The sequence below is a fragment of the Streptococcus sp. HMSC068F04 genome, assembly GCF_001837455.1.
GTDB classification, from domain to species: Bacteria; Bacillota; Bacilli; order Lactobacillales; family Streptococcaceae; genus Streptococcus; species Streptococcus salivarius_D.
Genome location: NZ_KV832483.1, coordinates 1 through 26,750, shown reverse-complemented (window position 1 = coordinate 26,750; position 26,750 = coordinate 1). Strand labels below are relative to the sequence as shown.

Below are 26,750 nucleotides of genomic sequence, written 5' to 3'. Positions count from 1 at the left end.
AGTAACAGTTATGATTGGAATAACAGGTGTAACAGGGAAATTAGGCTCTTATGTGGCTGATCTTGTCGATCAGCAAGGAATTTCTTCTATCCATCTGGCAAGAAGCCCAGAGCGTGCAAAAGTCTACGCGTCAGCGGAAATTCGTAAGATGGTGTATGACAATACTCCAGAGGTGGTTGAGGCCTTAAAGGGAATCGATGTCTTATTGATGGTCTCTGCTCGGGAAAATCCAGAGCGTGTTGAGGAACACAAGATTTTTTTAGATGCCGCAAAGCTTGCTGGAGTGCAGCATATTGTCTATACCTCCTTTTACGGAGCAGATGAAAAAGCAACCTTTACCTTGTCTCGAGATCATGCCCAGACGGAAGCCTATATCAAGAAGTTAGGATTCACCTATACATTTTTGAGAGATAATTTTTACTTGGACTTCTTTATTGATATTGCTCTTGAAAATGGAGAAATTCGTGGTCCGGCTGGCAGGGGCCTTGTGTCAGCTGTTGCCCGTAAGGACACATCTACGGTTGCCGCAGAAATTCTTTTAAATCCTAAGGAGTGGGAAAATCAAACCTTGAATTTGACAGGGCCAGAGGATCTTTCTATGCAAGATATCGTAGCGCTTCTCTCAAAGGAGACCGGTAAGGCCATCGCGTATGTAGATGAATCAGTAGAAGAAGCCTATGAGTCACGAAAAAAATGGCCAGCACAAACTTGGGAGTACGATGCCTGGGTCAGCACCTATACAGCTATCAAAGTTGGGGAACAAGCTGGGGTTTCAACAGATATCGAAAAAGTCCTAGGGCATCCAGCAAGTAGCTTATTGGATATTCTTAGAGACAGAAAACTTATTGAGGAAAAATATGATTGAATACAAACATGTAGCCTTGCGCTACACGGAAAAGGACATTTTAAAAGATGTCAATCTCCGCATTGAAAATGGAGAATTCATGGTGCTAGTGGGTCCTTCAGGATCTGGTAAGACCACCATGATCAAGATGATTAACCGTCTTTTGGAGCCGACAGATGGCAATATCTATATGGATGGAAAACGCATTAAGGACTATGATGAACGGGAGTTACGTCTCAGTACTGGCTATGTCCTTCAGGCTATTGCCCTATTTCCTAACTTGACCGTTGCCGAAAATATTGCTCTCATTCCTGAGATGAAGGGCTGGAGCAAGGAGCAAATCGCTTCTAAAACAGAGGAACTCTTGAACAAGGTTGGCCTGCCTGCTGCAGAGTATGCAAATCGCATGCCTAGTGAATTATCGGGTGGAGAGCAACAGCGGATTGGCATTGTGCGAGCTATCATTGGGGAACCAAAGATTCTATTGATGGACGAACCTTTTTCAGCCTTGGATGCCATCTCTCGCAAGCAGTTGCAAGAATTGACCAAGGCCTTACATAAAGAATTCGGCATGACGACCATCTTCGTAACACATGATACGGATGAGGCCTTAAAATTAGGGGATCGAATTGCAGTTTTGCAGGATGGAGAAATTCGTCAGGTCGCAGAACCTGAAACAATTTTAGAAGCGCCTGCGACAGACTTTGTAGCAAACTTGTTTGGAGGTAGCCTTCATGTCTAATTTGATTTCAACATTTCAAGAACGTTTTGGGGACTGGTTAACGGCCCTCGGACAGCACTTACAATTGTCTCTTTTGACCTTAATTATTGCAATTTTCCTCTCAATTCCTTTGGCCATTTATCTTAGCACGCGCGAACGTGCGAGTAACTGGGTCTTGCAACTCGCTGGTGTCTTTCAAACCATCCCTTCCATGGCCCTTCTGGGACTCTTTATCCCTATTATGGGAATTGGAACGCTTCCAGCTTTAACAGCTCTAGTCATTTATGCGATATTCCCAATTTTGCAAAATACTATTACAGGATTGCGTGGGCTTGACCCTAGTTTGGAAGAAGCTGGGATCGCCTTTGGGATGACCAAGTGGGAGCGACTCAAGAAGTTTGAAATTCCACTGGCTATGCCTGTGGTAATGTCAGGGGTAAGGACTTCTGCGGTAATGATTATAGGGACTGCGACCTTGGCAGCCTTGATTGGGGCTGGAGGACTTGGTTCCTTTATCCTTCTAGGTATTGATCGAAGAAATTATAGCTTGATTCTGATTGGGGCCATTTCCTCAGCACTTCTTGCTATTTTATTCAATATTGTTCTAAAATGGATGGAAAAGGCCAAGTTACGCACGATTTTTGCAGCTTTCGCTATTATGGTCCTTGGTTTGGGAGCAAGCTACGCACCAAGCATGATGCCTCAGAAAGAGAAAGAAAATCTAGTCATAGCTGGTAAATTGGGACCTGAGCCAGAAATTCTCATGAATATGTACAAGCTTCTCATTGAGGAAAATAGTGACATGACGGTGACGGTTAAGCCTAACTTTGGGAAGACAGATTTCCTTTATCAAGCGCTTAAAAAGGGTGATATCGATATCTATCCAGAATTTACAGGGACCATTACAAGCTCTCTCTTGCAGCCAGCTCCTAAAGTCAGCAACGACTCCAAAGAAGTTTTCGAGGTTGCGAGTGATGGGATAAAGAAACAAGATAATCTAGCTTTGCTCAAACCCATGGCTTATCAAAACACCTATGCGATTGCTGTTCCGAAAAGTATTGCTAAAGAGTATAATCTGAAGACGATTTCTGATCTCAAGAAAGTTCAGGACAAGCTTAAAGCTGGTTTCACGTTGGAATTTAACGACCGTGAAGACGGAAACAAAGGGCTTCAATCAGTTTATGGACTAAATCTTAATGTAGCTACCATGGAGCCGGCACTTCGCTATGAGGCAATCCAACAAGGCAATATCCAAATAACAGATGCTTATTCAACAGACCCAGAAATTGCTCAATATGATTTAGTTGTTCTAGAGGATGACCAACACCTCTTCCCACCTTACCAAGGAGCACCCCTCATGAAAGAAGCTCTTCTTAAGAAACATCCAGAATTGGAAGGCATTCTGAACAAGTTGGCCGGCAAAATCACAGAGAGCCAAATGAGTCAGATGAACTACCAAGTGGGAGTAGAAGGAAAACCTGCTGCTAAAGTCGCACGTGAGTTTTTGGTAAAACAAGGACTATTGAAGAAATGATTAAGCAAAAAGAAATACAAGAAACTCTTTTGCGACTCTGCAAGCACTATGGAGAACAAAATTGGTGGCAATCGGATAACAAGATTGAAGATTTGGTATCGACCATTCTGATCCAGCGAACAACAGAGAAGAATGCTAAGTTGGCTTTAGCTGGTCTAATGGATGTCATGACAGTAGAAGGTATTCTGGCTTTACCGCTAGAAGAGTTACAGGAACGTATTCGGCCTGCCGGATTTTTTAAGCAAAAGTCTCAAACGATTAGGGGACTTCTGATCTGGTTAAGAGAAGTTGGTGGTTTTGAGGTTCTTGCCAGGATTGAAACAGAAGATTTACGAAAGCAACTGTTGGGGTTAAAAGGGATTGGACCAGAGACTGCAGATGCACTTTTACTTTATCTTTTTGATCGTCTAGTTTTTATTTCGGATGAATATGCGAGAAGACTTTTTCGACGCTTAGGATTTGGAAACTTTGATACCTATAATGAAATGCATGCTGTTTATGGTAACGTATTGGAAGGCCTCACTCTCAAACAATGCCAAGAGATTCATGCTGTCATTGATGAACATGGGAAAGCTTTTCGCAAAAGTAAAGGTCAGTTAGATGAAAGTTGGTTACGATAAAAAAGAGTCTGGGACAGTAGTCCTTTGACTCCACAAAAGAAACGGATTTTGTACTAACCTAAAGTTAGACAATTTATTTAAGCAAAGGATTTAGTTCTGTATTGCACAGGACTAAGTCCTTTTAGTTTTATCTTAATGTGTTTGTTGTTGTAATAATTAATATAGTCTACAATAGCTTGTTCCAAATGCTCAATTGACTTAAACGTCTTCTCATAACCATAAAACATCTCAGTCTTCAGAATGCCAAAGAAGGATTCCATCATGCCGTTATCTGGACTATTGTATTTACATGATATAGATAACTGGAGTATAAGAGTCATCCAAAAGTATGTGCCTCCTTGTTCAATATTAAAAGATTGGTGAAATGAATAGTGAATATCTCTTTTTATTTTACTCAAAATCTGATTTTTGGATGGAAATACCAGATGATAAAGTAAATCATTTAAAAAATTAAAAAAAACAAACGCCCAAAATGACATTTGTCTTCGTTATGACATTCTATTTATTAGCTTAGATTGTATGTTACTCAACAGATTTTAGGGCTTCGAGCATATTGACTTTCTTAAGGTGTTGGTTCACAAAGATACCAAGACCTGTCAGAATGACAATGACGACAAGTGTTGGGATGGCATAGATGAGCCAGCTCAGACCTGGATTGAACATGATATTTTCAGGAGGGATAACCTCTACCATGTATTGATGCAATCCCAAACCAAGTCCGAATCCAACCAAGATACCAATGATAGAGAGATAAATGGTTTCTCGATAGATGTAGAGTGTCACTTCTTTGTCAAAGAAGCCTAGAACCTTAATGGTTGATAACTCACGGATACGTTCTGCCACATTGATATTTGTCAAATTAAAGAGAACAACTAAAGCAAGAAGAACAGAAATCCCAATCAATACTGCCATAACACGGCTAAGGGAGTTGACGATGGTCTTGATTTGTGCCTTTAGAGTAGTATTTTGAACAACCCCTTTGACACCATCAAGCTCCATAAATTGACTGGCTGTTTGCTCAACGTTTTTGTCTGAGTGATTCTTCAGTGTCAGAATAGTAGCATTTTGGCTCGCCTCTTTACCAAAAGCATTTCTGTAAGTAGTTTCATTCATAAAGATGAAGTGACCCATATACATTTCAGAAATACCAGCAACTTTGAGCTTGATATCCTTGTCTTGACTATTTTGAACGGTTAACTCATCTCCTACAGAAACGCCAGCTAAGTCTGCCAATTTCTCAGAAATAATAATCCCTTTGTCGGTCAATTCGAGTTTTTGACCAGTTTCACGATTATTGAGCTTGATGTAATGTTGTAGAGTTTCTTGACCCTTGTCTTTAACCACAAGGGTTGTGATATCTTGACGATCGTTATTATTTCCTGCCTCTTTCGAAAGCATTTCGTAATGAATAGAAAGATATTCCTTGACCTTGCTATCGTTAATTAATTTTTGGATGTTTTCCTTTTCCTGCCCATCCAGATAATCCTTGTTTGCGACAATCATATCATAGCGAATGATGTTAGGGAATTGGCGTGTGTTAAGGTCTCCAATAGAAGAACGAATACCGAGTCCAGCAAAGAGAAGTGCGATAGAACCGCAGACACCAAAAATTGTCATGAACATCCGTTGCTTGTAGCGGAAAATATTACGGGCAGTGACTTTTTGTGTAAAGCTCATCCGGTTCCAAAGTGGGGTGATGCGCTCCAGAAGAATCTTAGAACCAGATGTTGGAGGTTTTGGAAGAAGAAGTTGGGCTGGCTTTTCTCCTAATTCGCGCTTGGCTACCATGAAAGCAGGAAGAACTGTGGACAAAAGACCAAGCACAATAGCTAGAAGAGTCTTAAACGGATAAAAGTGTAACTCAATCGGTGCGAGGAGGATTCGCTCTTTATAACTATTGTATATGATAGTTGGAAGGAGAATGTGACCTGCAGCAACCCCAATAGCAGTACCAATCATACTTGTCACAAATCCATAAATAATAAATTTACGGATGATGTCCTTGTTTTGGTAACCGAGAGCTTTGAATGTCCCTGCCTTAATCCGTTCTTCTTCGACGAAGCGTCCCATTGTTACAAAGGTAACCAAGGCAGCAATAAAGTAGAGGATAACAGGGAAGATATTACTGAGGTTCTGAAAAACAGAAGCGTTGGTCTCATATGAAACGTACCCTTCTGACCAAGGAGCTTCACGACGTGTGTAGACATCGTAGCTTGGTTCAGTAATGCTATCGAGTTTTTCTTGAGCTTCCTTTATTTGCCCCTTCTTTTCAGCGATTTCATCTTGTGCTTGTGTCAATTGTCCCTGGACAAGAGGATTCTTATCCTGACCGCTCGCTTTTGCTTGTTCTAGTTTCTTGTTAAGCTCCGTTTCTGCTGTCTGAAGTTGACTTGTTTGTTGGTCAATCTCAGCCTGTGGATCAGCTTTTAATTCTTTCAAACGATTAGCAGGTTGATTTTTTACTAATTTTTCGAGTTCATCCTCGTGTTTGGAAACCTTGTCAGTGTAATCCTGGGTATAGGGGTTAGCAGTACTGACGTCTTTGTAAGCTAAGCGAGCAATCATGTAGACGTCGGAATCAAAACTAGATTCAGGAACTACCGCATAACCTTTGAGTTCCCCACTACCAGCTGTAGATGAACCGAGATCAACACTTGATAAGATTTCAGATGAATGAACAAAGCCAGTGATGGTAAAGGTGTGTTCTTTTAAGACATCCTTACCATTGTCACCCTCTTTTTCAGAAAACGAGATCTTGTCACCAATCTTATATTTGTCTTGATAGACTGAAGAAAGAGCAATTTCACCTTGCTTACTTGGAAGTTTTCCTTTTACAATCTCATAAGTTGAGATATCTTTTGGTTTTGAAAATAGTCGAAAGGCATCAGTGGAATCTTTCAGAACGACATCTTTAAAGTAACCGTACTCAATGTTTGCCTCTGATGAGACTTGATTTAAGAGGTCTTGATCCGACTGGTTAAGTCCATAGCTACCAGTAACTGTGAGGTCAGCTGTTTGGTGTTTAGTGAAATAGCTTGTTCCCGTGTGTTGCATATCGGGGGTTGTCACCTTTAGACCCACAAGAGCGAAAGAACCCAAGGCCATGAGTGAAGCAATAGAAACCACCCGTCCTTTAGAACTAGAGAAAGACTTTCTGAGATCTTTCCAATAAGTTTTACGATTCATGAGCAATCCTTTCTAGTACTCGAGAGTATCGATATCTTGAGGATTTGAATTGAGTTCGATACTTTGAACACGAGCATCGTGCATACGAATGACACGATCTGCAATCGGTGCAAGGGCACCGTTGTGAGTGACAATAATCACTGTAGCACCTTCCTTACGAGTCTTGTCTTGGAGAATCTTTAAGACCTGTTTTCCGGTATTGTAATCTAAGGCACCTGTCGGTTCATCACAGAGGAAAATCTTAGGATTTTTTGCTACGGCGCGAGCGATAGCTACCCGTTGTTGCTCCCCACCAGATAATTGTGCAGGAAAGTTGTTGATGCGTTTCCCAAGACCAACGTCAACTAGGGTTTGTTCAGCATCTTTAGCATCTGATACGATTTCAGAGGCCAATTCTACATTTTCTTTAGCTGTTAAATTAGATACTAAGTTATAGAATTGAAAAACAAAACCAACATCGTCTCTACGATAAGCCGTTAATTCTTTAGCGTTATAATTGGAGATGTCTTTCCCATCGATGATGACCTTTCCTTCATCATTGGTATCCATACCACCAAGAATATTGAGAACAGTTGATTTTCCTGCCCCAGAAGAACCGAGTATAATCACTAACTCCCCTTTTTCAATCTCGAATGTGATATCATTGTTTGCGATGATTTCTACATCACCTGTTTTATAACGTTTGTAACTATGTTTCATTTCAATATAAGCCATGTGTATTTGTCTCCTTTAAAAGTTATCAGTGCTAAAACAACAACCTGTTGAATGATTACGGAAGTTATTTTATGATTTTTTTAATACGAATGCTACAACACAAATCAACAATGTGTTGAAATAAGGATATGGAAGTTGTATTAATCAATGAAAATACTTGATGATAGTTGACAATTTCAAAAATCAAGATATACTTTAATCAACAATTTGTAGAAACAAGGGGTTCGTATGCAGCAGAGACAAACGACAACTAAGTCAGATATAAAAGAAGCCTTCATTCAGCTGTTAGCTACAAGAAGCTTAGAGGACATTACGATTAGTCAGTTAACCAAAAAAGCGGGTGTTAACCGCTCGACATTTTATCTGCACTACCTTGATAAACAGGATTTTTTAGAGCAGTTAAAGGAAGAAACCTTGACGACTGTTCGCATGATCTTAAGGAAAGAAACCTTTCATCCCAAAGAAGCGTTGGAATCCATCTTGTCTCATTTTCAAGAGAACAGTGCTTTTTTTGTTGAAATTGCAAAAAATCCAAGCTTTCGTTTTGCAGATAACATTCGTTCTTTTATTTTGGGTATGATTGAGTCAACGCCACGTTCTCGACCAGTCATTGTGGCAGCTTATCAAATGCCAGAGCGCTATGCTATTACCATGTATGTTTCTGGTTTGACAGGCCTTATCGTCGACTGGATTATCAATGGGACTCAAGAAAGCCCCCAACAATTGACCAAAATTATACTGGATTCTCCAGGAATGGAGTGGTTTAAGGGATAAGGTGGAGATGGACAAGAAATAATTTAATTTGATTTTTTACTAAATTTTCTACATTCACTTGTAGTTTTAAAACAAGGTTAACAATTTAAGGAGCTGTCTATGTCAATGAATCAATATACCATCCCACAATTTATCGTCGATGCTTTTACAGATACCGTTTTTAAAGGCAACCCAGCTGCTGTTTGTCTTTTGGATGAATGGTTGTCAGATAATACCTTACAGAATATTGCCAAAGAGAATAATCTTTCTGAGACAGCTTTTACGGTTAAAAATGATAATCACTACGAATTACGTTGGTTTACTCCCGGTGGAGAAATCGATTTGTGCGGCCATGCAACCTTGGCAACGGCTTTTGTTCTTTTTAGATTTTTTGAAAAGGATGCTGAAAGTCTAACTTTTGCAACACAGAGTGGGGAACTTTTAGTTACCAAAAAAGGTGAGTACTATGAGCTGAATTTTCCAGCATATTCCATGCAACAGGTTGCGGTCACAAGTGAGATGGAAGAAGCAATCGGGGTCCGTCCACTTGAAGCATGGCTTGGAAGAGATCTAGTTTGTATCTTGCCACATGAAAATGATGCCATCAATGCAAGTCCAGATTTTGATAAAGTAAAAGCTTTAGATGGGCTCCTCCTGAATATCACTGCAAAAGGAAGCGAGTATGATACTGTGACTCGAAGTTTTGCCCCAAAATTATCAGTCAAGGAAGATCCAGTCTGTGGCTCAGGACACTGTCATGTCATTCCTTTGTGGGCTAATAAGTTGGCACAAGCTGAATTTAGGGCTTACCAAGCCTCTGAAAGGAGTGGACTGCTCTTTTGTCGTCTAGCAGGAGATAGGATTTACCTTGCAGGTAAAGCTGCCCTTTATAGTCGTGGTGAAATTTATGTCATGGACTAAATTTCTGTCGATTACGAAAACGTAGAAGTATTAGTGACAGTAATGAAAACAAAATCTCAGTCGAAAGATGTCTAGCTCAGCTAGGCATTTTAAATTTCACAACATTTTTTAAAGAATTTTCAGAAAAGACTTGACAATTTTGAAAATAAGCGTATTATAAGACTATGAACTTTTAAAAATAGTAATTTTACTATATTAACTCATGTCGACTACGGATGGTATGGTAAAGTGACTATATGGTTCTAATAACTATTCTATAGAGCGTTGCGTCCGAAAGTCATTCCTGACACGGCTCTTTAAAAACAAAAGGAGAAGATTATGAAAACAGAACCGATTCATCGTACTAGTATGTGGAAATTTAAGTTAAGTGCTGCCACCATGACTTTGATTCCCGCTGCCGTGGGGATTAACTATGTTGCCAAAGCCTTGGCGGAGGGGTTAAAGTTACCCGTTTGGCTGGGGTCTTTGGGAACCTTTCTTGCCAGCATGTTGGCTGGGCCGGTTGCCGGTGCCATCAGTGGTTTCATCAACAACGTGATCTATGGGCTGACCTTATCGCCAATTTCAACCGTGTATGCGATTACCAGCATCGGAATTGGGATTGCTGTCGGAGTTTTGCACGCCAATGGGTGGTTCTCGTCAGCGCGACGAGTATTTGTTTCTGCTATTATTATTGCCTTCGTTTCAGCTGTCATTTCAACGCCACTCAACGTCATCTTTTGGGGTGGTCAGACCGGTATCGCTTGGGGTGACTCATTGTTTGCGGTAATGGTCGCCAATCATGCACCGGTGTGGCTGGCCTCATTTACCGATGAGTTTGTCTTGGATATTTTGGATAAAGTCTGCGTGGCCTACCTGGCATTCTTCATCTATCGTCAGCTGCCGAAGCGGATGGTGCACTTCTTTAGCGGTGATAAATGATGACTGATCAAACATTGATTTCTGGAGCGCCACGGGTCAAGCTCAAGTGGTACCAGGTGATCGATCCGATTACTAAGCTCTTGTTCATCTTGGACATGACGTTGTTGAGCTTTGCCAGTATGAATTTATTGCTTCAGGCCGGATTAATTCTTGTCGCAACACTGCTATTGTTATTTTCCAAATTGAGTTCTACCATCTTTAAGGCGCTGGGATTCAGCCTGTTTCTGATTTGCACCATGCTGATCATCCAGGGGTTATTTTACAGTCGGAATCAAACTGTGCTGTTTTCTGTGCTTGGGGTGTCGTTCTACAAAGAAGGCCTGATTTACGCCACCACTCTGGGTTGTCGAGTATTGGTGATTATTTTGACCAGTGGCTTTTTTATGGTGACCACGAGTATTTCAGAAAACGCGGCCTATTTGGAACTGTCCGGATTGTCTTATAAAACCGTCTACGTTCTGATGTCGGTGTGTTATATTTTACCGGAAATGATGCGAAATATGCGGAAAATCCAGCAGGCTCAAAAAGTTCGCGGAACCAATCCGCAAAAAACGTTGATTCAGAAATTAAAGTCAGTCCTGCCGGTTCTAATTCCATTGGTGATTAAGACCTTGGATCAATCGATGACGCGGTCGATTTCTCTCCAACTGAGAGGTTTTGATAATCTCAACCGGACTGTCAGAACCTCCCAGCGCGTGTATCGCCTGTCGCGGACGCTGCACATTGGTCTGACTGGATTGGCAATTTTATTGATTGGGTGGAAGATATGGACGAAGATAAACGGATTGTAATTGAAAATTTGACTACCCGTTATCCGGGTACTGAGCAACCACAACTGCGTCAGATTAACGCGGAGGTTCATACCGGCCAGGTGGTTGGGATTATCGGGAATAGCCACTCCGGCAAATCGACTTTGTGCCATGTGCTAGCAGGGGTCATTCCCAAAATTGTGTCTGCTGAGATTGAGGGCGACTGGCACATGTTTGGCCAGCGAGTGTCCGACAATTGGCCCGTTTATAATGCCATGAATGGAGTTGTACTGCAAAATCCAGCTGGCCAACTAAGCGGGTTGGCAGACACGGTTGCCGATGAAATCGCCTTTGACTTGATTAATCAGGGAATGGCTGAAGGACTGATTCAAAAACGGGTTGAAGAAGTTGCCACGCAAATGGGGCTGATTGAACAGTTGAATTTGCGTCCCGAGAGCCTTTCCGGTGGTCAGAGCCAGCGGTTGGCAATTGCCACGGCAATTGCGGCTAACCCGGCTGTTTTGATTATGGATGATCCGACCAGTCAGATGGATCCCCTTGGCCGCCGACAATTTTTCCAATGGCTGGCCCAAGTCAAAGCGACGACTGTCTTCATTGTCACCAGTGAAATTGACGATTTGTGCGAAGTCGCCGACGTTGTGTGGGTGCTGCACGAGGGTCAAATGGTAGCCCAGGGTAGGCCGGGTGAGGTGTTTAATCATTTGTCAGATGACTGGCAGATTCCAGCCCCGACAATCCAGCAACTTGCTCAAAAAATGGATTGGCACTTGGCTGATGGCCGGTATCCGGTGAATGATGCTGATCTGAAGGAGGTTCGTTATGCCCATAATTGAACTGAACAACCTGACGTTCACTTATCCGGAACGGTCCTTTAGCTTGGATGTTGAAGACAAACACTTCGCCGATCCAATGGTGGCGATTGTCGGCCAAAATGGTGCCGGCAAATCAACGCTCTTCAAATTGTTGACGGGCTTGCTGACACCACAAACCGGTGTGATTAAGATCGATGGAGAAAATTTTAATGATCTTAAACCAGTCGAAAAGTTACTGAAGGTTGGGATTACTTTTCAGAATCCTGACGATCAGCTTTTCAACCCGACCGTTCAACGAGAGGTGGAGTGGAGTGTCGCGCAGGTCATGGATGACCACGACACGATTACGAGGCGGGCTTTAGCGGCTCTAAAAAGAGTTGGCTTGGATGATAAAACAGCTGAAAGTCCATATGACCTGTCATTGTCGGAACGCAAGCTGTTGAGCGTTGCCACAGTTTTGGCAGTGGATCCGGCGATTTATTTATTTGATGAGCCGATGATGTCGCTTGATTGGGAAAGCCGGCGCAAGTTGACCGAAATTTTCCATCAGTTGGCTGATTCGGGCCACCAAGTTGTGACCATCACCCATGACATGGATTGGGTCGCCGCCGAGTTTGAGTCGGTGTATGTTATGGAACACGGGAAGTTTGGCTTCGCTGGCAGTCCACGGGAATTGTTCAGCGATCACGAACTTGTCCAGCGAGTGGGATTACTACCACCGCGGATTATGGACATAGCGGAGTCGCTGGGTGATTCACAGACATATTTATCGGTTAATGATTATTGCCAGAAAAATCGAGATGTATAGAAAAAGTCACCTCTGCGGGTTTTCCAGGTTGAAGGATTAACTTCAGCTTCTGGCAAGAACTCACATGGGTGACTTTTGTGTTTAATAACGTTTCATGATCATCGGGTGCTTCCTCAGATCACTTTAGCTCATTAGTTCTTGAAAAAATAAAATAACTATCAAATTTATTTTGATCAGGAGCAATTGATTGAAACACTTGATTAGTTGTATCTTCTTTGGCTAATATAGCGGTGTTTCCGATACCAGCACGAGAAGTAAATAAGACGGTTCCTACTGGTAAAATTCGAGCTTAACTCTTCTTTAGACCTAGTTCAGTAATAGTCTTTTTACTTTTACTAACATAACTTTGTTCTCCAATTTCAGCTGGTGCATACCAATCAATATCACCGTCCCAGTATTCAGGGTTCGATGTACTTTGTGTTCCACCACCAACAATATTAGATAATTCTCCTAACTTACGCTCTTCCCAAGCGTATCTACTTAAGGATAAAAAGTTTAACAAAAAGCCCCAATCACAAGACATTCCGTAACAGATAAGTTATATTATCAATATAAGTAGAAAGTACTTTTTTTTAAAATACAAAATTCAGAAAGAGAGGTGCAAACATGCGCAGCAAAGACAAAATCCTCGGCGTCCTATACGGCCAAGCCATCGGTGATGCAATAGGAATGCCATCGGAATTATGGCCAGTCGAGAATATTCGAGATCAATTTGGTGGAAAAATTACTACTTTTCTTGATGGCCCTGACAATAACGATATCGCCAAAAACTTTAAAAAAGGCCAATACACCGATGACACCAATCAGGCACTAGCTATATTGGACGGACTAATCGAAAACAACTGGCAACCCAATTCAGAGATCTTGGTGAAGCATATTATGGCATGGGCAGAATCAGTCGGTGCTTGGGAGAACAACATCCTTGGACCAAGTAGTAAGGCTGCATTGTCGGCCATCAAAGCCGGCCAAGACCCTCGCCCGATTACGGATCAGGCACTGACTAACGGTGCAGGAATGAGAATCTCACCAATTGGTGCTTTATTTGAGCCCAATCAACTTTCAAAACTTGTCCAAATGGTCTTTGATATTACAAAGATCACACATTCCAGCGATGTTTCAATCAGTGGAGCGTCAATGATTGCTGGAGCCGTTACGGCATCTATGGCCGATCAGAATTGGGACGACATAATCGATTTTGCCTTAAGAGCCAATGATGCTGGTTTCAAATTAGGTGCCCCCACATGGGCAGCCAAGACACATGATCGTTTGCAGTTAGGAATTGAGATTGCTCATAAATATAAGGATGATGACGGCAAATTTAGTCAGCATATTTACGACTTGATCGGCACAGGAACAATGATTTCTGAAAGCATCCCCGCTGCGGTTTCAATCGCTTATTATTGTCGCGATGTTCAAAAATGCGCCTTAATGTGCGCCAACCTTGGTGGTGATACTGACACCATTGGTGCGATGGCAACCGCAATTTGTGGCGCCAAGAATGGTCAATCTTCCATTCCTGTGGAGTGGGTTAACTTAATCGATCAGCAAAATCCCGAGCATGACTTCAATGAGTACGCGGATAAAATTTTACAGTTCCACATTAACCAAAAGGGGTGATATTCATGGATGACAATATTATCAAGATTCCAGATTCGGAGAAAACGTTGACTGCTGGCAAACTCTTTTACAACTGGTTCGCAGCCAATATCGGTATCATGGGCTTTGTGTTTGGTGCCATGATCGTCAGTTATCATTTATCATTTTTTCAAGCTATTATTGCGTCACTTGTTGGTGCGCTGTCCTTCGCGGTCCCTGGTTGGGTCGCAATGATTGGTCAAAAAGAAGGGGTCACAACTTTTAAATTGAGTCGGGCGGCCTATGGCACGCATGGCAATAAAATTCCTAATGCGATTGCCTGGTTTAACATGGTTGGCTGGCTTGCCGTTAATGTCATTACGGGAACATTGTTGTTGGTATCACTATTCAGTATTATCAATGTTGAAAAGTCTTCAGTTACCACAGCGGTCGCCCTGGTGATTTTTGGTGGGCTAGTTGTTCTATCCGGTTTGTTAAAAGAAGATACCCTCGCTAAAATACAAACCTGGTTGAGTTGGATATTTGGAATTTTAACTGTGCTGATTCTCGTGTTGTTCCTCTTAAAAGCCAAATGGCAGGAAGCTTTTAGTCTACCATCGGGAAGTTGGATTACTGGGGTCCTTCCTGCTGTGAGCATCGTTGCTGCCGGATCTGGTATTTCATGGTCGATGGCTGCTGCCGACTGGGGAGCCTATGTGACCAAAAAGACAAAGCCGTCTGCTACTTTTTGGAACACTACAATGGGCGGAGCCGTTCCTTTGTTTGTCTTAATGGCCGGAGGAGTAATGCTCAGTACGATTGAACCCTCATTGGCAACTACTGGTGATCCGTTTGGCGTCATGTATTCTGCTTTACCAACTTGGATCGGGCCAATTTATTTCTTAGTTGCAGCTGGCGGACTCATTCCGCAATGTATTATTTCTTTTCGATCTGCACGCATTAATTTGGCGACAATTGGAATTAACGTCACTCAACGAACCTCATTAATGATTCATGGGGCCATCGTTTTGGCAATTCCGATTTATGTATTGTTTATTTCTGGAAACTTTCTCAGTAATTTTGAGCTCTTCTTAAATTTCCTGGGCATTTGTCTAGCAAGTTGGGTGGCAATTTTCTTATGTGATAGTGTTATGTTCAGATCACAAAGTTATGATGTCGCTCTGCTTGAAAATGATTCAAAGACACATTTCAATTGGCGGGGAATTATTTCTTGGATCTTGGCTACAACTACTGGATTCTTGTTCACAAACAACGCAATTTGGAATGGGCCATTTGCTCATGGTATCTTTAGGAATAATAGTTTAGGAGTCTTTGTCTCCGCAATTATCGCGATTATTTGCATGTTGTTGTGGAAGGTTGCCGTTCCAAATAAGAAGGGGGCATAAATGAGTAAAACATTAGTGATTGGAGCGGCCTTTGTTGATGTGTTAATGGACGTTCCAAAGCTACCAACGACTGGTGAAGATATTAGTGGTCATCTACGGGCAAATATCGTAGGTGGATCAGCCTTTAATGTATATGGCGCGATTAAATATGCGGGGCAAGATGCTGATTTATTTGTGCCAGTTGGGGAAGGCCAATACGCGGACTTGGTATCGGAGGATATGGCTAAGATGGGTATTCGACCTCTTCTAAAAGTTAATGGTGCAGATAATGGCTGGGATATTTCATTTGTGGAGCCGGATGGTGAGAGGAGCTTTTTGACTGTTAACGGCATTGAACAGCTCTGGCAGCCTGATTGGTTCGAGAATATCGACATTTCTAATTATGATTCTTTTTATATTAGTGGTTATGAAATGGAAGATGATAAGGTTGCGGGAGTCATCCTGGATGCGTTGGATAAACGAAATTCTGATTCTCAGGTGTTATTTGATGCTTCACCAAGAATTGAGTATATTTCTCAAAAGACCCTTCAGAGATTGTATGACAATCACGTTATGATTCACTGCAATGAAGACGAAACTAGATATCTGTTTCCGGGAGTAAGCAGCTTGGAGATGAAGTGTCAGGAAATCTTTGTTAAAACTCACGCACCAATTGTTCTGACCTTAGGTGAAGAAGGGGCTTATCTTTATGCAGGGAAGCATCATTTTGAGATGGTCCGTTCGGCCAAAGTCAAGGTTGTTAATACGCTTGGAGCTGGTGATACGTTCTGCGGTGGTTTTCTGGCTGGTCTAAGTCAGAATATGAGCTTGCCAGAGGCCGTTCAGCAGGGCAATGAGCTGGCGGCTCTTGTTGTTGGTCAAGATAGTGGGACCTTGTTGAATAAGCAATAGAATAATAGATTCTGTTGCGAAGTTTGAAAATCAAACGCGCCCTCTCTGAACTCCAAATATCTTAGGCTGTTATTCCCATTAATACCTTGATTTCAGTGGCTCTTTTCTACCATTTGTCAAGTCTATCAAGGCTTTAAGTAAAAAAAGAGATAAGGGCTCTTTCGAACCATTGGTGTCTTATCTGGGAAACAAGTTGACTGGCCTTTTATCTGTAGTCAATTCCCCATATCTGCAGAAGTTTTTCACCTAAGACATACTTTAGCTAAGGTCAATAGGACTGAGTGGCTGAACTATTTTGATCACTTATTTGAATGGATAGGGAATGGTCAGCTAGTCCTACCAGAACCATCAGCTATATTTTCGATTGAAGACTATAAAAAAGCCTTGACAGCTCAAGAAGAACCAGGCCGTCAAGGAAAGATACTTTTTAAATTCTGACCCCCAAGGAGATTCTAATGACAAAAATCGATGGTTTTGCCCACGACTATTAGTGAGCATGGTAGTGCTTGGGGTTTAGTATACAATGCAAAAAGACCTAGATTGGAACTCTAGGCCTTTTTGTATTGTATTTATAGAAGTGAGCATCACATGTTATTGGAATAGGTATAGCCAAACATATAGCAAAAAAGTAATAATCAAGTCAATCACAAAACGAATTTGGTGGTGTGATTTGTTGAATTTTTGGTTATTTAGACCATTCAGGAGAGCGCCCCCGCAAATTGTCGAGCTAGCAAATAGCCATATATAAAATGCTAAGGTACGATTAACCATAACAAGGAGAAGGGCCGAGATACAAGTAATGGCACCAACAATAATAAATACGATTCCTAAGCTTTTTTTGCCTTTTAGAATAGCTGATAGTGCAGCAACAAGATGAAGCAGGACAAAAGCAAGGGCTAAGAATACTGTGATGATGCTAAAGATGAGATAAAGTGACATGGACGTTTCCTTTCTATGATATGATTGCCTGAGTGCTATTTTTTATGATTGATTTTATTAAGAATCATAAATGATACTACAAGATTTAAAACGATAACCAATAAGGTAAAAAGAGAGTATCCAAAGAGTTGGATGGGAATGTTAGGGTTGAGATAGTATAGAGAAAACCAACTCGTTAGAATGCCCGTTAATAATCCAGGCACATAATTTCGAAGGACAATTGTCTGAATCAGATGTCCGAAAACATGGTAGATATAAGCAATTACAATGGTTGTGTAAATAGTATAGTTGTTAAACCAGTAACTAAGAAAAAGTGATAAAAGTAGGATAAGAAATTGCTCCAAGACAATAGAGTTGAAAGCAAGAGGCGTGTAATAAGAAAGGATTCGATTATCTGGAAACTGTGCTGATAATTTTTTGACAAAGGATGGCATCCATATAATTTCTTCCAGTTCGTGAAGCATGAATAAGGCTGGAAAGAGAAAATAAAATTGAATAACGGACATTAAATGTCGTCCTTTCTAGATGAAATGCGATTCATTTAGAGTTAGCATTAAGTATCTCCAAATAAAACCGGATCACCTCTTGTTGGCTATAGGATTTGCCTTTTTTTAACCACCAGCTTAGGGTTTCGATGAAGTGGCTAACGACCAAGTGCTTGAGATAGGAGTGGGGAATTTTGGGGTGCGATTGAATGAGTTCCTCAGCTACCATTGGGTAGACGTCATGTTCCAGCTCCTTTCTTAGTTGCCGTATAAAATAATCGTTTTTAGAGAGCAAGAGACTGGTCACATGATCTTGATTTTTCTTGAAATGCTGAAAGATATGGGCCAGGTAGTCTTGTGGTGAGAGGTGTTCAGCACGCTCAAAGAGATGGTGAAAGAGCTTTTGACAGAGTTCATCTAGCAATAATTCCTTACTCTCGTAATGGCTGTAAAAGGTCGAGCGCCCCACATCGGCTAAGTCAATGATTTCTTGAACCGTTATGGTTTCATAGCCTTTTTGGTTGAGTAACTGTAAAAAAGCACTATAGATAGCTTTTCGAGTCTTAGTAATACGACGATCCTGAGCAGTCATATGGACAATTTGAACAAACTGTTCAGTAACGTACACACTAAACGGTTTGCCCCTATCCTTTCTGTTGTGAATGTTAGATAATGATAATGAACATGATGTTCATGAATCTATTATACCAGAGGATTTAGGATTATGAAGACAAAACATGCGGTCTGGGTAGCTTTTTTCTTGAATTTGAGTTATGCCATTGTTGAGTTTATTGCAGGAGGAATTTTTGGGTCCAGTGCGGTCCTTGCGGATTCGGTCCATGACTTGGGTGATGCGATTGCTATTGGGATCTCCGCCTTTTTGGAGAGTATTTCCAATCGTGAAGAAGACAGCCACTATACCTTGGGCTACAAGCGCTTTAGCCTTTTAGGGGCCATGGTAACGGCTGTGATTCTCATGACAGGCTCCGTTTTAGTTATTTTGGAAAATATAACGAAACTCTTTCATCCACAACCTGTCAACGATGAGGGCATTCTCTGGCTTGGAATCATTGCAGTCAGCATCAATGTGCTAGCGAGCCTCGTCATTCGCAAAGGGCAAACCAAGAATGAATCTATTCTCAGCCTGCATTTTCTAGAAGATACCTTGGGTTGGTTGGCTGTCATCCTAATGGCCATTGTTCTTCGATTTACCGACTGGTATATCCTGGATCCGCTCTTATCTCTTGCCATTTCCATCTTTATTCTGTCCAAAGCCATTCCACGTTTTTGGAGCACGCTCAGGATTTTCCTGGATGCCGTGCCAGAAGGAGTAGATATCCAGCAAGTGAAGAGTGATTTGGAGCAGTTGGACCATGTGGCTAGTATCAATCAGCTTAATCTCTGGACCATGGATGGTTTGGAAAAGAACGCCATTGTCCATGTTTGTCTAGAGCATGTCAACCACATGGAAGTCTGTAAAGAGTCTATCCGCACCTTGCTTAAAGACTGTGGCTTTCAAAACGTTACCATTGAGGTTGATGAAGACCTAGCGACCCACCGTGCCCACAAGCGCAATATAGAGGAGTGGGAAGTGGGTCAAAATCATAGACATGGTCACCATCATTAAGAAACGTTATTTAAACTCTTAGAGTTTGTCTCTAGGGTTTTTTTTGATACTTAGTTAACTAAAGTAAGCCTTTTCATGATAAAATAGAACAAACGTGGAACAAGGAGTAATTATGAGTAAAAGAGCTGTATTGATGATGACTTTTGGGTCCCCAGAAGAGATTACCTATGAAGGAGTAGCAGAATTTTTCACAAATATACGACGTGGAGTTCGTCCCGAACCACATGAAATTCAGACCTTATATGACCATTACCTACGAATCGGTGGAACGCCGCTCCAAAGGATAACAAAGAAAGAAGTTGACTTGGTTGCTTCCGCTCTTGGAGAACAAGTGTCGGTCTACTTTGCAAATAAATTTTCCCGACCTTTCATCATAGATGCGATTAAAGAGATGGAGAATGACGGAATTGAAGAGTGTTTGTGTTTGATCCTAGAGCCCCATTATTCATACTATTCTGTTATGGGCTATGAAAAATTTTTAGAAAGTAATCAAATTAAGTTCCAAATTATCAAGGATTGGTACCGGGAACCTTCTCTACTTCACTATTGGGCTGATGAGATCCAAAAGATTTTAGATCAGATTGGAGACGATAGCTATAAGGTGATTTTTTCAGCTCACAGTGTCCCAGTTTTGGCACTGGATTTTGGTGACCCCTATATCGACCAGATTTATGACAATAGTCGCTTGATTGCGGAGATTTTAGGGCTTGAAGAGGAGCAGTACACCAATACTTGGCAGAGTGAGAGTGATATTGGTATTCCTTGGATTAAGCCGGATGTCTTAGAATACCTTCGTAATGAGAAGGAGCATCCTGACCACTATATTTTTGTTCCGATTGCCTTTATTAGTGAGCATATTGAGGTTCTTTTTGACAATGATGTGGAATGTAAGGAGCTTTGCCAAGAGCTAGGTGTAGCCTATCACAGACCTCCTATGCCAAATAGCGATCCTCGTTTAATCAAGGCACTTCTTTCGACAATTCAGTCTCATATAGACGGTGACTATAGTGACTATCAACCTCAGCTGGAGACCTTTGATGAGTTAGAAGCTCCATCAAGTACGAGTCAGATTTTGGAAGAAGAGAATGATATCCAAATGCCAGATTTTGTGAAGAAGTTAATTGCCAAGAAAGGCCGCGAAAATGTCAAAATGCCCTATTTGATTAAGAAAATGCTAGAAAAGAAGTATGGGAAAAAATATGATTAGTTGCTATTGTTTGAAAGTGATTTGGATGGCTTGATTTGAGCCAGAGCTTAATTAAAAGTGTATACTAACAGTAACTAAAGAAATAGAGGTAGATATATGAAATCAGCAATTTATACTAAAGCTGATCAGGTTGGTCTGGCAGAAATTGACCGTCCGCAAATTGAGGCGCCAGATGATGCCATTATTCGTGTTGTCCGTACTTGCGTTTGTGGTTCCGACCTCTGGAGTTACCGTAATCCAGACATTGAAGAGGGGCACAGAAATAGTGGTCATGAGGCTATCGGAATCGTCGAAGAATCGGTGAGTCCATTACAACGGTTAAGCCAGGAGACTTTGTCATCGCGCCTTTCACACACGGTTGTGGAGAGTGTGATGCCTGTCGTGCCGGTTATGATGGGACTTGTGACCGCCATATCGGCAACAACTGGTCTGGTGGCGTCCAGGCTGAGTATATCCGTTTCCATTTTGCTAATTGGGCACTTGTGAAAATTCCAGGTCAACCTTCAGATTACAGCGAAGGCATGCTTAAGTCACTTTTGACTCTTGCTGATGTTATGCCGACCGGTTACCATGCGGCGCGTGTGGCTAATGTGCAAAAGGGTGACAAGGTTGTCGTTATCGGGGATGGGGCTGTTGGTCAATGTGCGGTTATCGCAGCTAAAATGCGTGGTGCATCGCAAATCGTCCTCATGAGTCGCCACGAAGACCGTCAACAGATGGCCTTGGAGTCAGGTGCGTCAGCTGTTGTGGCTGAGCGTGGTGAAGAAGGCATTGCCAAGGTCCGTGAAATCCTTGGAGGCGGAGCAGATGCAGCTCTCGAATGTGTCGGTACAGAAGCAGCCGTCGACCAAGCTCTCGGAGTCCTCCATAATGGAGGACGCATGGGATTTGTCGGCGTTCCTCATTACAATAACCGTGCCCTTGGTTCAACCTTTGCCCAAAATATTTCTGTGGCGGGTGGAGCAGCCTCAGTTACTACTTATGATAAACAAGTTTTGTTAAAAGCTGTTCTTGACGGTGATATCAATCCGGGTCGTGTCTTTACTTCAAGCTATAAACTGGAAGATATCGACCAAGCTTATAAGGCTATGGATGAACGTAAGACTATTAAGGCTATGATTGTACTTGACTAGGTCAGTTCTAGTTCTATCAAAGGTTTGGAGATGCAATAGTTGGTTGTATTTCTAAGCCTTTTTATGCTGTAAAGAAGACAATAGAATTTCTAAAACAAAAGATAAAAAAGCCTCTCGTAGGGATTACGAGGGCTGGGATAAGGTTTGATGCTTGCTTCGATAGAGGTGAGATTAATTTTCCATTTCATAAAGTTGCGCTTCAATTTCTTCTAGAAAGGCTTTCTCTGTAGCGGTTTGATCGTGTCTGTCTTTCCAGATAAGATAGAAACCTTCGTCACCTTGGTTAGTACAGGGGAGAAAAACCAGTTCAGGATGATCCACAATTCCGTCAAGACACAGAGCGATGCCAAGACCTGCTTGAACCAGACGACTTGCGGTATAGAGAAGATTATAAGTAGCAACTACCTTATAGTCATAGTTGGCAAAGGCTGATTTGTCAATGTCGGATTGATTAGAGACAATGAGCGGATAGCTCACAATTTCCTCTACTGTGACTTGTTCGAGATTTGTCAAGGGATGATTCTTAGGGACCAAAACACCCCACTGGTCTTTTCTAGGAAGTTGAATCATCTTGTATTTCGCTGGGACAGTATGTGTGAATATAAGTGCGAAATCAAGAGTTCCTTTGTCCAGCTTCTCATAAAGACTATCGGCGTTATCGTCGTAAAAGTTGAGACGTATTTGAGGGTAGATTTCTAGCAAACTGCGACAGGCATCCGCTACAAGATCGAAACTAGCTGTTTCAGCTGTACCTATATGAAGGTCTCCTCCAATCTCACCTTTTCGGGTCAGATTTTCCTCTGTTTTACTGACTAATTGTAAAATTTCTTGTGCCCGATTATAAAGATACTGACCATCTTCTGTTAGTGTCATCTCACGATTGGCTCGATGAAACAATGAAACACCTAATTCTTCTTCCAACTCTTTGAGCTGTCGAGATAGGGTTGGCTGGGTAATGAGCAAGCGTTCAGCAGCGCGAGTGATATTTTTCTCCTGAGCGATGGTGACAAAGTAATGTAAAATCCGAATATCCATAGCTCTAGTATAACACAGCATGCCTTTTAGGCATAGTAGTTATAGAAAATAGATATTGGGGTATATTACTCAGAAGAGCTATAATAGACTTATCAATAAAGAAAAGAGAAAAAAATGACTGAAACAATGAATTTCACACAAGAATGGGATAAGACTTTTAAACTCAGCGAAGAAGTCGAATATAAAAAGGTTACCTTTACCAATCACTTTGGCATCACTCTAGTAGCAGATCTTTATCAACCAAAAGGGGTGACTGGAAAACTACCAGCTCTCGCAGTGTCTGGTCCCTTTGGAGCGGTGAAGGAACAATCTTCTGGCCTTTATGCTCAGGAAATGGCGAAACGTAGCTATCTAGCGATTGCTTTTGATCCTTCTTATACGGGTGAATCAGGTGGTTTCCCACGTTATATCAACTCACCGGATGTGAATACAGAAGACTACCAAGCGGCTGTCGACTACCTAGCGACTCATGACCAGGTGGATGCTGAGCGTATTGGGATTATCGGTATCTGTGGTTGGGGCGGTATTGCCCTGAATGCAGCTGCCATTGATCCTCGTATCAAGGTGACTGTCGTATCAACCATGTATGACATGTCTCGTATTGCAGGAAATGGCTACTTTGATAATCAGGATAATGAAGAAGCTCGTTACCAAGCACGACTGGCACTCGCCAATCAACGGACCTTGGATGCCCGAACAGGTCAAATGCAACTAGCAGGTGGGGTGCCTGATGTTTTGCCAGAAGATGCTCCATACTTTGTGAAAGATTATTTTGATTATTACAAACAACCTCGTGGTTACCATGCGCGCAGTCTCAATTCTAACGATGGTTGGGCTGTTCAGAGCAATACAAGCTTTGCAAATACCCGTTTCCTCTATTACACAGATGAAATTCGAAATGCTGTACTCGTAATTCAAGGTGACAAAGCGCATTCCTATTACATGGGAAAAGATGCTTTTGAAAAACTCACAGGCGATAATAAAAAAATGATTCCGATTGAAGGGGCTAGTCACACAGACCTTTACGACCAGTTGGATGTGATTCCATTTGAAGAGATGGATCGCTTCATCAGGGAAAATATGTAAGATGAATGAGTTCGTAAACAGCTTTGCTAATTAAAGAGTTTAGGATCATCTAACTCCTACAAAAAGCCAATCAGAAAGGTATTTATGAAGAAAAAAACGTTACTTTTCAGTCTTTTAGCAATGCTTGCCCTTATTTGTGCAGGCAGTTGGTATTATATTCACCAAAACCTAGCGCAGGCCGTAAAAGTAGAAGCAAGAAAAACATATATCCAATCAAGCAGTCCGACCATCTTTTTTCATGGTTGGGGTTCGAGCAGTCGTGCAGAAAGACATATGGCTAATGCGGCTAAAAAAGCTGGCGTTACTCAGACTATTATCGAAGCTAAGGTAGCTGAGGATGGGACAGTCACTCTAAAAGGAACCATTCCTAAAGATGCTGTCAATCCGATTGTCCTAGTCAATTTTGACAATAATCGAGGAGCTAGCACTCAGGATCAGGGCAACTATGCCTACGCTGTTGTCAAAGCTCTCCAAGATACTTATGGAATTAAGGAGATGAATATGGTTGCTCACTCATACGGGAATGTGACCATCGTCTACTATATGCTCCAACATGGCAGTGATACGAGTCTACCTAAATTGGTCAAACAAGTGGATATTGCTGGTCACTTTAACGGAATCATCGGTATAGATGAACCGGAAAATATCACCCTAGATGACGAAGGAAAACCATCTAGCATGAGAGAGTCCTATCAAGAGCTCTTGTCTCTTGGAAATCACTACCCTCAAGGTCAGGTTGAAATTCTTAATATCTATGGCAATACAGGTAAAGGGAGTGATGAGCGCGTGACCAATTTGTCTAGTCAATCTTTGGGCTACCTGCTTAAAGCTCAAGTCAAATCCTACCAAGAAAAGGAAATCACAGTCCCTAACGGTCAACATAGTAAACTCCATGAAACAGCCTTGGTTGATAAGCCTTTGATTGCTTTCTTGTGGGGGAAGTGAATTGATAAGAATACAAAAATTTCTAGTAGAGGCTGTCTACTAGAAATTTTTTAATACAATGATTGGGTTGGCAGAGAAGTAAAAGAACGAATCCAATTTCATCTGACATTTCATGTAAAGAATGTTAAGATAAAGATAGCGGAATGAAAACGCTTACAATAAGTAATATTATACATATATTCAGAAAATAGATTTTGATATAATAATTCTTAAAACTTAGGAGGCAAAAGATGATAAACAAACATGAAATTCCTATTTTAGAATTTGACGACAATCCTCAGGCAGTGATTATGCCGACCCATGATGATTTAGGTTTGGACCTGCCGCCTAGGTGTGTTTACGGCTTTTTAGAGGAAGAAGTAGAACGCTATGCGATATCAGTTGGCGCTGAAAAAGTTGGCGAATTTGTCTCCGCCACCAAAACCGATCCTGTCTATGTGATGACTTACAACGGGAAGAAGATTTGCTTGGCTCAAGCCCCAGTTGGCTCAGCTGCAGCTGCACAATTTATGGATTGGCTAATTGGTTATGGCGTCGAGCAAATCATATCAACTGGAACTTGTGGCGTCTTGGTAGACATGCCAGAGAATGTTTTTTTGATTCCGACAAGAGCTTTGCGAGATGAAGGTGCAAGTTACCACTATGTTGCGCCATCACGCTATATAGACATGAATGAACAAGCTCTTGATGCTATTGAAAAAACGTTAAAGCAAAAGAAAATCCCTTATAAAGAGGTCATGACCTGGTCGACAGATGGCTTTTATAGGGAGACACCAGACAAGATTTCCTATCGTATTGAAGAGGGTTGTAGCGTTGTAGAGATGGAATGTGCAGCACTAGCAGCAGTTGCTCAACTTCGTGGAGCTATTTGGGGCTTACTTCTCTTTACGGCAGATTCCCTTGCGGATATTGACAATTACGATCAACGAGATTGGGGCTCAGAGGCTTTTGATAAGGCTTTGGAGCTTTGTCTAGATATCATTGTTCAGATGTAATTTTGATTCAATAGAAAAAAGAGCATGACTATATAATCGTGCCCTTTTCGTCTGTTAAATTATTATTTCAAAATATCGCAAAGTTCTTGGGTGGTATCAGCTATAAAATCAGGATTTTCTGCCAAAAGAGTTTCGTTTTTCCCAAATCCCCAGGTCACCGCTATTGTTTTGATGCCAACCGTTTTTCCACCAATCAAGTCAAACTTGGTATCACCAACAATGACGGACTGGTCTTTAGGTGCCTGATTTTCAGTGATGGCACGCAGCAAGACATCAGCCTTATGAAAGGCAGTAGGAGTGGATCCATAAATGCCATCAAAATATTCAGTAATTCCAAGGTGTTTGCACATCTCCAGAGCAATAGGTTCATTTTTTGAAGTTGTGATAAAGATTTTTTTGCTAGGATCTTGACTAAGTTGTTGAAGGATTTCTTTTATGCCATCATAGAGGTGAGCCTCCAATTGTCCTTTAGTCTCATAATAGTCACGATAAATTTTGACAGCTTGGGCTGCACCTTCTTCACTAACCTCTTCTTTAAAGGTTACTTCGAGAGGTGGTCCCATAAAGGTGCGAATTTTCTGATCACTAGGAACAGGAAGACCTAGTCTTTCAAAGGTTTGAACAAAACCATTGTGGATTCCCTCAGAACTATCAACTAGAGTACCATCAAGGTCGAAAAAAAAGTGTGTGAGTGTCATAGAATTCTCCAATATAGTGTCGTTGGTTTATTATAACATGATAGGTGGGAAATAATCAGATTAAAATAGCTAGGCGTATAAAATATAATCCTACCAAATCATAACCACCCGTCTAACGGGTGGT

At 41.6% G+C, this 26,750-nt stretch carries 25 protein-coding genes and 3 pseudogenes; 19 read left to right on the top strand and 9 right to left on the bottom strand.

Annotation, left to right across the window (positions count from 1 at the left end):
* Positions 1–10 precede the first annotated feature (10 nt).
* Genes HMPREF2571_RS04810 through HMPREF2571_RS04795 form a run of 4 tightly spaced genes read left to right on the top strand, consistent with a single transcriptional unit; the run spans position 11 to position 3,719 of the window.
* Entirely contained in the window at positions 11–865 is an 855-nt protein-coding gene (locus tag HMPREF2571_RS04810; protein WP_070847306.1) for an SDR family oxidoreductase, read from the top strand.
* Positions 858–1,586, top strand: a complete 729-nt coding sequence (locus HMPREF2571_RS04805) for an ABC transporter ATP-binding protein (protein ID WP_045771618.1) — start codon at positions 858–860, stop codon at positions 1,584–1,586. Before HMPREF2571_RS04810 ends, HMPREF2571_RS04805 begins: the two co-directional genes overlap by 8 nt.
* The gene (locus HMPREF2571_RS04800) at positions 1,579–3,099 is read left to right on the top strand and encodes an ABC transporter permease/substrate-binding protein (RefSeq protein ID WP_045771619.1); all 1,521 of its coding nucleotides are present in this window, start codon (positions 1,579–1,581) and stop codon (positions 3,097–3,099) included. The genes HMPREF2571_RS04805 and HMPREF2571_RS04800 overlap by 8 nt, the downstream gene beginning before the upstream one ends.
* Positions 3,096–3,719, top strand: coding sequence for an endonuclease III domain-containing protein (locus HMPREF2571_RS04795; protein WP_045771620.1), 624 nt, complete (start codon positions 3,096–3,098; stop codon positions 3,717–3,719). The genes HMPREF2571_RS04800 and HMPREF2571_RS04795 overlap by 4 nt, the downstream gene beginning before the upstream one ends.
* A 77-nt stretch (positions 3,720–3,796) precedes the next feature.
* On the opposite strand, the pseudogene HMPREF2571_RS10270 reads toward HMPREF2571_RS04795, so the two are convergent.
* From HMPREF2571_RS10270 to HMPREF2571_RS04780, 3 genes and pseudogenes are all read right to left on the bottom strand, one after another.
* Positions 3,797–4,027, bottom strand: a pseudogene (locus HMPREF2571_RS10270) (IS3 family transposase); the annotation flags it as partial.
* Positions 4,028–4,241: 214 nt separating this feature from the next.
* The gene (locus HMPREF2571_RS04785; RefSeq protein WP_045771621.1) at positions 4,242–6,905 is read right to left on the bottom strand and encodes an FtsX-like permease family protein; all 2,664 of its coding nucleotides are present in this window, start codon (positions 6,903–6,905) and stop codon (positions 4,242–4,244) included.
* 12 nt (positions 6,906–6,917) lie between these two features.
* A complete protein-coding gene (locus HMPREF2571_RS04780) occupies positions 6,918–7,619 on the bottom strand; it encodes an ABC transporter ATP-binding protein (RefSeq protein WP_013990551.1) in 702 nt (233 codons plus the stop codon).
* Positions 7,620–7,847: 228 nt separating this feature from the next.
* Here HMPREF2571_RS04780 and HMPREF2571_RS04775 point away from each other — a divergent pair, with 228 nt between their 5' ends.
* From HMPREF2571_RS04775 to HMPREF2571_RS04750, 6 genes are all read left to right on the top strand, one after another.
* Positions 7,848–8,393, top strand: a complete 546-nt coding sequence (locus HMPREF2571_RS04775; protein ID WP_013990552.1) for a TetR/AcrR family transcriptional regulator — start codon at positions 7,848–7,850, stop codon at positions 8,391–8,393.
* Between the two features lie 99 nt (positions 8,394–8,492).
* Positions 8,493–9,293: a PhzF family phenazine biosynthesis protein gene (locus HMPREF2571_RS04770; RefSeq protein WP_004182466.1), complete on the top strand. Its 801-nt coding sequence runs from the start codon at positions 8,493–8,495 to the stop codon at positions 9,291–9,293.
* Positions 9,294–9,611: 318 nt separating this feature from the next.
* Positions 9,612–10,214: a membrane protein gene (locus HMPREF2571_RS04765; RefSeq protein ID WP_002884905.1), complete on the top strand. Its 603-nt coding sequence runs from the start codon at positions 9,612–9,614 to the stop codon at positions 10,212–10,214.
* Positions 10,214–11,005: an energy-coupling factor transporter transmembrane component T gene (locus HMPREF2571_RS04760; RefSeq protein WP_004182467.1), complete on the top strand. Its 792-nt coding sequence runs from the start codon at positions 10,214–10,216 to the stop codon at positions 11,003–11,005. The genes HMPREF2571_RS04765 and HMPREF2571_RS04760 overlap by 1 nt, the downstream gene beginning before the upstream one ends.
* Positions 10,981–11,817, top strand: a complete 837-nt coding sequence (locus HMPREF2571_RS04755; RefSeq protein ID WP_004182468.1) for an ABC transporter ATP-binding protein — start codon at positions 10,981–10,983, stop codon at positions 11,815–11,817. The genes HMPREF2571_RS04760 and HMPREF2571_RS04755 overlap by 25 nt, the downstream gene beginning before the upstream one ends.
* Positions 11,804–12,604 carry an energy-coupling factor ABC transporter ATP-binding protein gene (locus HMPREF2571_RS04750; RefSeq protein ID WP_004182469.1) on the top strand — a complete coding sequence of 267 codons (801 nt, stop codon included), beginning with the start codon at positions 11,804–11,806 and terminating at the stop codon, positions 12,602–12,604. The genes HMPREF2571_RS04755 and HMPREF2571_RS04750 overlap by 14 nt, the downstream gene beginning before the upstream one ends.
* Positions 12,605–12,725: 121 nt before the next feature.
* On the opposite strand, the pseudogene HMPREF2571_RS10815 reads toward HMPREF2571_RS04750, so the two are convergent.
* Positions 12,726–13,073: pseudogene (locus HMPREF2571_RS10815) on the bottom strand (restriction endonuclease subunit S); the annotation flags it as partial.
* A 137-nt stretch (positions 13,074–13,210) separates the two neighbouring features.
* Between HMPREF2571_RS10815 and HMPREF2571_RS04740 the strand changes: the two are divergent.
* The 3 genes from HMPREF2571_RS04740 to HMPREF2571_RS04730 are packed head-to-tail and all read left to right on the top strand — an operon-like array spanning position 13,211 to position 16,476.
* A complete protein-coding gene (locus HMPREF2571_RS04740) occupies positions 13,211–14,221 on the top strand; it encodes an ADP-ribosylglycohydrolase family protein (RefSeq protein ID WP_013990559.1) in 1,011 nt (336 codons plus the stop codon).
* A gap of 5 nt (positions 14,222–14,226) precedes the next feature.
* Positions 14,227–15,585, top strand: coding sequence for a purine-cytosine permease family protein (locus HMPREF2571_RS04735; protein WP_013990560.1), 1,359 nt, complete (start codon positions 14,227–14,229; stop codon positions 15,583–15,585).
* A complete protein-coding gene (locus HMPREF2571_RS04730; protein ID WP_013990561.1) occupies positions 15,586–16,476 on the top strand; it encodes a PfkB family carbohydrate kinase in 891 nt (296 codons plus the stop codon). It abuts the gene before it with no gap.
* A gap of 591 nt (positions 16,477–17,067) precedes the next feature.
* Here the strand turns inward: HMPREF2571_RS04730 and HMPREF2571_RS04725 are convergent.
* From HMPREF2571_RS04725 to HMPREF2571_RS04715, 3 genes are read right to left on the bottom strand one after another with little or no spacing between them, the layout of a single operon-like run.
* Positions 17,068–17,415 (bottom strand): hypothetical protein, encoded by a 348-nt coding sequence (locus HMPREF2571_RS04725; protein ID WP_013990562.1) that lies wholly within the window; start codon positions 17,413–17,415, stop codon positions 17,068–17,070.
* A 35-nt stretch (positions 17,416–17,450) separates the two neighbouring features.
* Positions 17,451–17,921: an HXXEE domain-containing protein gene (locus tag HMPREF2571_RS04720; protein ID WP_070847301.1), complete on the bottom strand. Its 471-nt coding sequence runs from the start codon at positions 17,919–17,921 to the stop codon at positions 17,451–17,453.
* 31 nt (positions 17,922–17,952) lie between these two features.
* On the bottom strand, positions 17,953–18,492 hold the full coding sequence (locus HMPREF2571_RS04715; protein ID WP_256314897.1) for a TetR/AcrR family transcriptional regulator: 540 nt from the start codon (positions 18,490–18,492) through the stop codon (positions 17,953–17,955).
* 132 nt (positions 18,493–18,624) lie between these two features.
* Between HMPREF2571_RS04715 and HMPREF2571_RS04710 the strand changes: the two genes are divergently transcribed.
* From HMPREF2571_RS04710 to HMPREF2571_RS04700, 3 genes and pseudogenes are all read left to right on the top strand, one after another.
* Entirely contained in the window at positions 18,625–19,527 is a 903-nt protein-coding gene (locus HMPREF2571_RS04710) for a cation diffusion facilitator family transporter (RefSeq protein ID WP_004182475.1), read from the top strand.
* A 112-nt stretch (positions 19,528–19,639) separates the two neighbouring features.
* On the top strand, positions 19,640–20,734 hold the full coding sequence (gene hemH / locus HMPREF2571_RS04705; RefSeq protein WP_045001710.1) for a ferrochelatase: 1,095 nt from the start codon (positions 19,640–19,642) through the stop codon (positions 20,732–20,734).
* Between the two features lie 96 nt (positions 20,735–20,830).
* Positions 20,831–21,867, top strand: a pseudogene (locus HMPREF2571_RS04700) (zinc-binding dehydrogenase).
* 171 nt (positions 21,868–22,038) lie between these two features.
* On the opposite strand, the gene HMPREF2571_RS04695 reads toward HMPREF2571_RS04700, so the two are convergent.
* Positions 22,039–22,902, bottom strand: coding sequence for a LysR family transcriptional regulator (locus HMPREF2571_RS04695; protein ID WP_070847297.1), 864 nt, complete (start codon positions 22,900–22,902; stop codon positions 22,039–22,041).
* Positions 22,903–23,016: 114 nt separating this feature from the next.
* Here HMPREF2571_RS04695 and HMPREF2571_RS04690 point away from each other — a divergent pair, with 114 nt between their 5' ends.
* From HMPREF2571_RS04690 to HMPREF2571_RS04680, 3 genes are all read left to right on the top strand, one after another.
* Entirely contained in the window at positions 23,017–23,988 is a 972-nt protein-coding gene (locus HMPREF2571_RS04690; protein WP_070847294.1) for an alpha/beta hydrolase, read from the top strand.
* 84 nt (positions 23,989–24,072) lie between these two features.
* Positions 24,073–24,933 carry an alpha/beta hydrolase gene (locus HMPREF2571_RS04685; RefSeq protein WP_013990568.1) on the top strand — a complete coding sequence of 287 codons (861 nt, stop codon included), beginning with the start codon at positions 24,073–24,075 and terminating at the stop codon, positions 24,931–24,933.
* Positions 24,934–25,163: 230 nt separating this feature from the next.
* Entirely contained in the window at positions 25,164–25,928 is a 765-nt protein-coding gene (locus HMPREF2571_RS04680) for a nucleoside phosphorylase (RefSeq protein ID WP_013990569.1), read from the top strand.
* Positions 25,929–25,990: 62 nt separating this feature from the next.
* On the opposite strand, the gene HMPREF2571_RS04675 is transcribed toward HMPREF2571_RS04680, so the two are convergent.
* Positions 25,991–26,626 (bottom strand): HAD hydrolase-like protein, encoded by a 636-nt coding sequence (locus HMPREF2571_RS04675; RefSeq protein ID WP_013990570.1) that lies wholly within the window; start codon positions 26,624–26,626, stop codon positions 25,991–25,993.
* Positions 26,627–26,750: the final 124 nt, after the last annotated feature.

Coding starts and splice junctions, on each gene's coding strand:
- HMPREF2571_RS04770 (WP_004182466.1), top strand. CDS start 8,493: ATGTCAATGAATCAATATACCATCCCACAATTTATCGTCGATGCTTTT.
- HMPREF2571_RS04720 (WP_070847301.1), bottom strand. CDS start 17,921: ATGTCCGTTATTCAATTTTATTTTCTCTTTCCAGCCTTATTCATGCTT.
- HMPREF2571_RS04690 (WP_070847294.1), top strand. CDS start 23,017: ATGACTGAAACAATGAATTTCACACAAGAATGGGATAAGACTTTTAAA.
- HMPREF2571_RS04805 (WP_045771618.1), top strand. CDS start 858: ATGATTGAATACAAACATGTAGCCTTGCGCTACACGGAAAAGGACATT.
- HMPREF2571_RS04710 (WP_004182475.1), top strand. CDS start 18,625: ATGAAGACAAAACATGCGGTCTGGGTAGCTTTTTTCTTGAATTTGAGT.
- HMPREF2571_RS04750 (WP_004182469.1), top strand. CDS start 11,804: ATGCCCATAATTGAACTGAACAACCTGACGTTCACTTATCCGGAACGG.
- HMPREF2571_RS04715 (WP_256314897.1), bottom strand. CDS start 18,492: ATGACTGCTCAGGATCGTCGTATTACTAAGACTCGAAAAGCTATCTAT.
- HMPREF2571_RS04740 (WP_013990559.1), top strand. CDS start 13,211: ATGCGCAGCAAAGACAAAATCCTCGGCGTCCTATACGGCCAAGCCATC.
- HMPREF2571_RS04765 (WP_002884905.1), top strand. CDS start 9,612: ATGAAAACAGAACCGATTCATCGTACTAGTATGTGGAAATTTAAGTTA.
- HMPREF2571_RS04735 (WP_013990560.1), top strand. CDS start 14,227: ATGGATGACAATATTATCAAGATTCCAGATTCGGAGAAAACGTTGACT.
- HMPREF2571_RS04800 (WP_045771619.1), top strand. CDS start 1,579: ATGTCTAATTTGATTTCAACATTTCAAGAACGTTTTGGGGACTGGTTA.
- HMPREF2571_RS04755 (WP_004182468.1), top strand. CDS start 10,981: ATGGACGAAGATAAACGGATTGTAATTGAAAATTTGACTACCCGTTAT.
- HMPREF2571_RS04680 (WP_013990569.1), top strand. CDS start 25,164: ATGATAAACAAACATGAAATTCCTATTTTAGAATTTGACGACAATCCT.
- HMPREF2571_RS04730 (WP_013990561.1), top strand. CDS start 15,586: ATGAGTAAAACATTAGTGATTGGAGCGGCCTTTGTTGATGTGTTAATG.
- HMPREF2571_RS04775 (WP_013990552.1), top strand. CDS start 7,848: ATGCAGCAGAGACAAACGACAACTAAGTCAGATATAAAAGAAGCCTTC.
- HMPREF2571_RS04675 (WP_013990570.1), bottom strand. CDS start 26,626: ATGACACTCACACACTTTTTTTTCGACCTTGATGGTACTCTAGTTGAT.
- HMPREF2571_RS04785 (WP_045771621.1), bottom strand. CDS start 6,905: ATGAATCGTAAAACTTATTGGAAAGATCTCAGAAAGTCTTTCTCTAGT.
- HMPREF2571_RS04695 (WP_070847297.1), bottom strand. CDS start 22,902: ATGGATATTCGGATTTTACATTACTTTGTCACCATCGCTCAGGAGAAA.
- HMPREF2571_RS04725 (WP_013990562.1), bottom strand. CDS start 17,415: ATGTCACTTTATCTCATCTTTAGCATCATCACAGTATTCTTAGCCCTT.
- HMPREF2571_RS04760 (WP_004182467.1), top strand. CDS start 10,214: ATGACTGATCAAACATTGATTTCTGGAGCGCCACGGGTCAAGCTCAAG.
- HMPREF2571_RS04795 (WP_045771620.1), top strand. CDS start 3,096: ATGATTAAGCAAAAAGAAATACAAGAAACTCTTTTGCGACTCTGCAAG.
- HMPREF2571_RS04685 (WP_013990568.1), top strand. CDS start 24,073: ATGAAGAAAAAAACGTTACTTTTCAGTCTTTTAGCAATGCTTGCCCTT.
- HMPREF2571_RS04810 (WP_070847306.1), top strand. CDS start 11: ATGATTGGAATAACAGGTGTAACAGGGAAATTAGGCTCTTATGTGGCT.
- HMPREF2571_RS04780 (WP_013990551.1), bottom strand. CDS start 7,619: ATGGCTTATATTGAAATGAAACATAGTTACAAACGTTATAAAACAGGT.
- hemH (WP_045001710.1), top strand. CDS start 19,640: ATGAGTAAAAGAGCTGTATTGATGATGACTTTTGGGTCCCCAGAAGAG.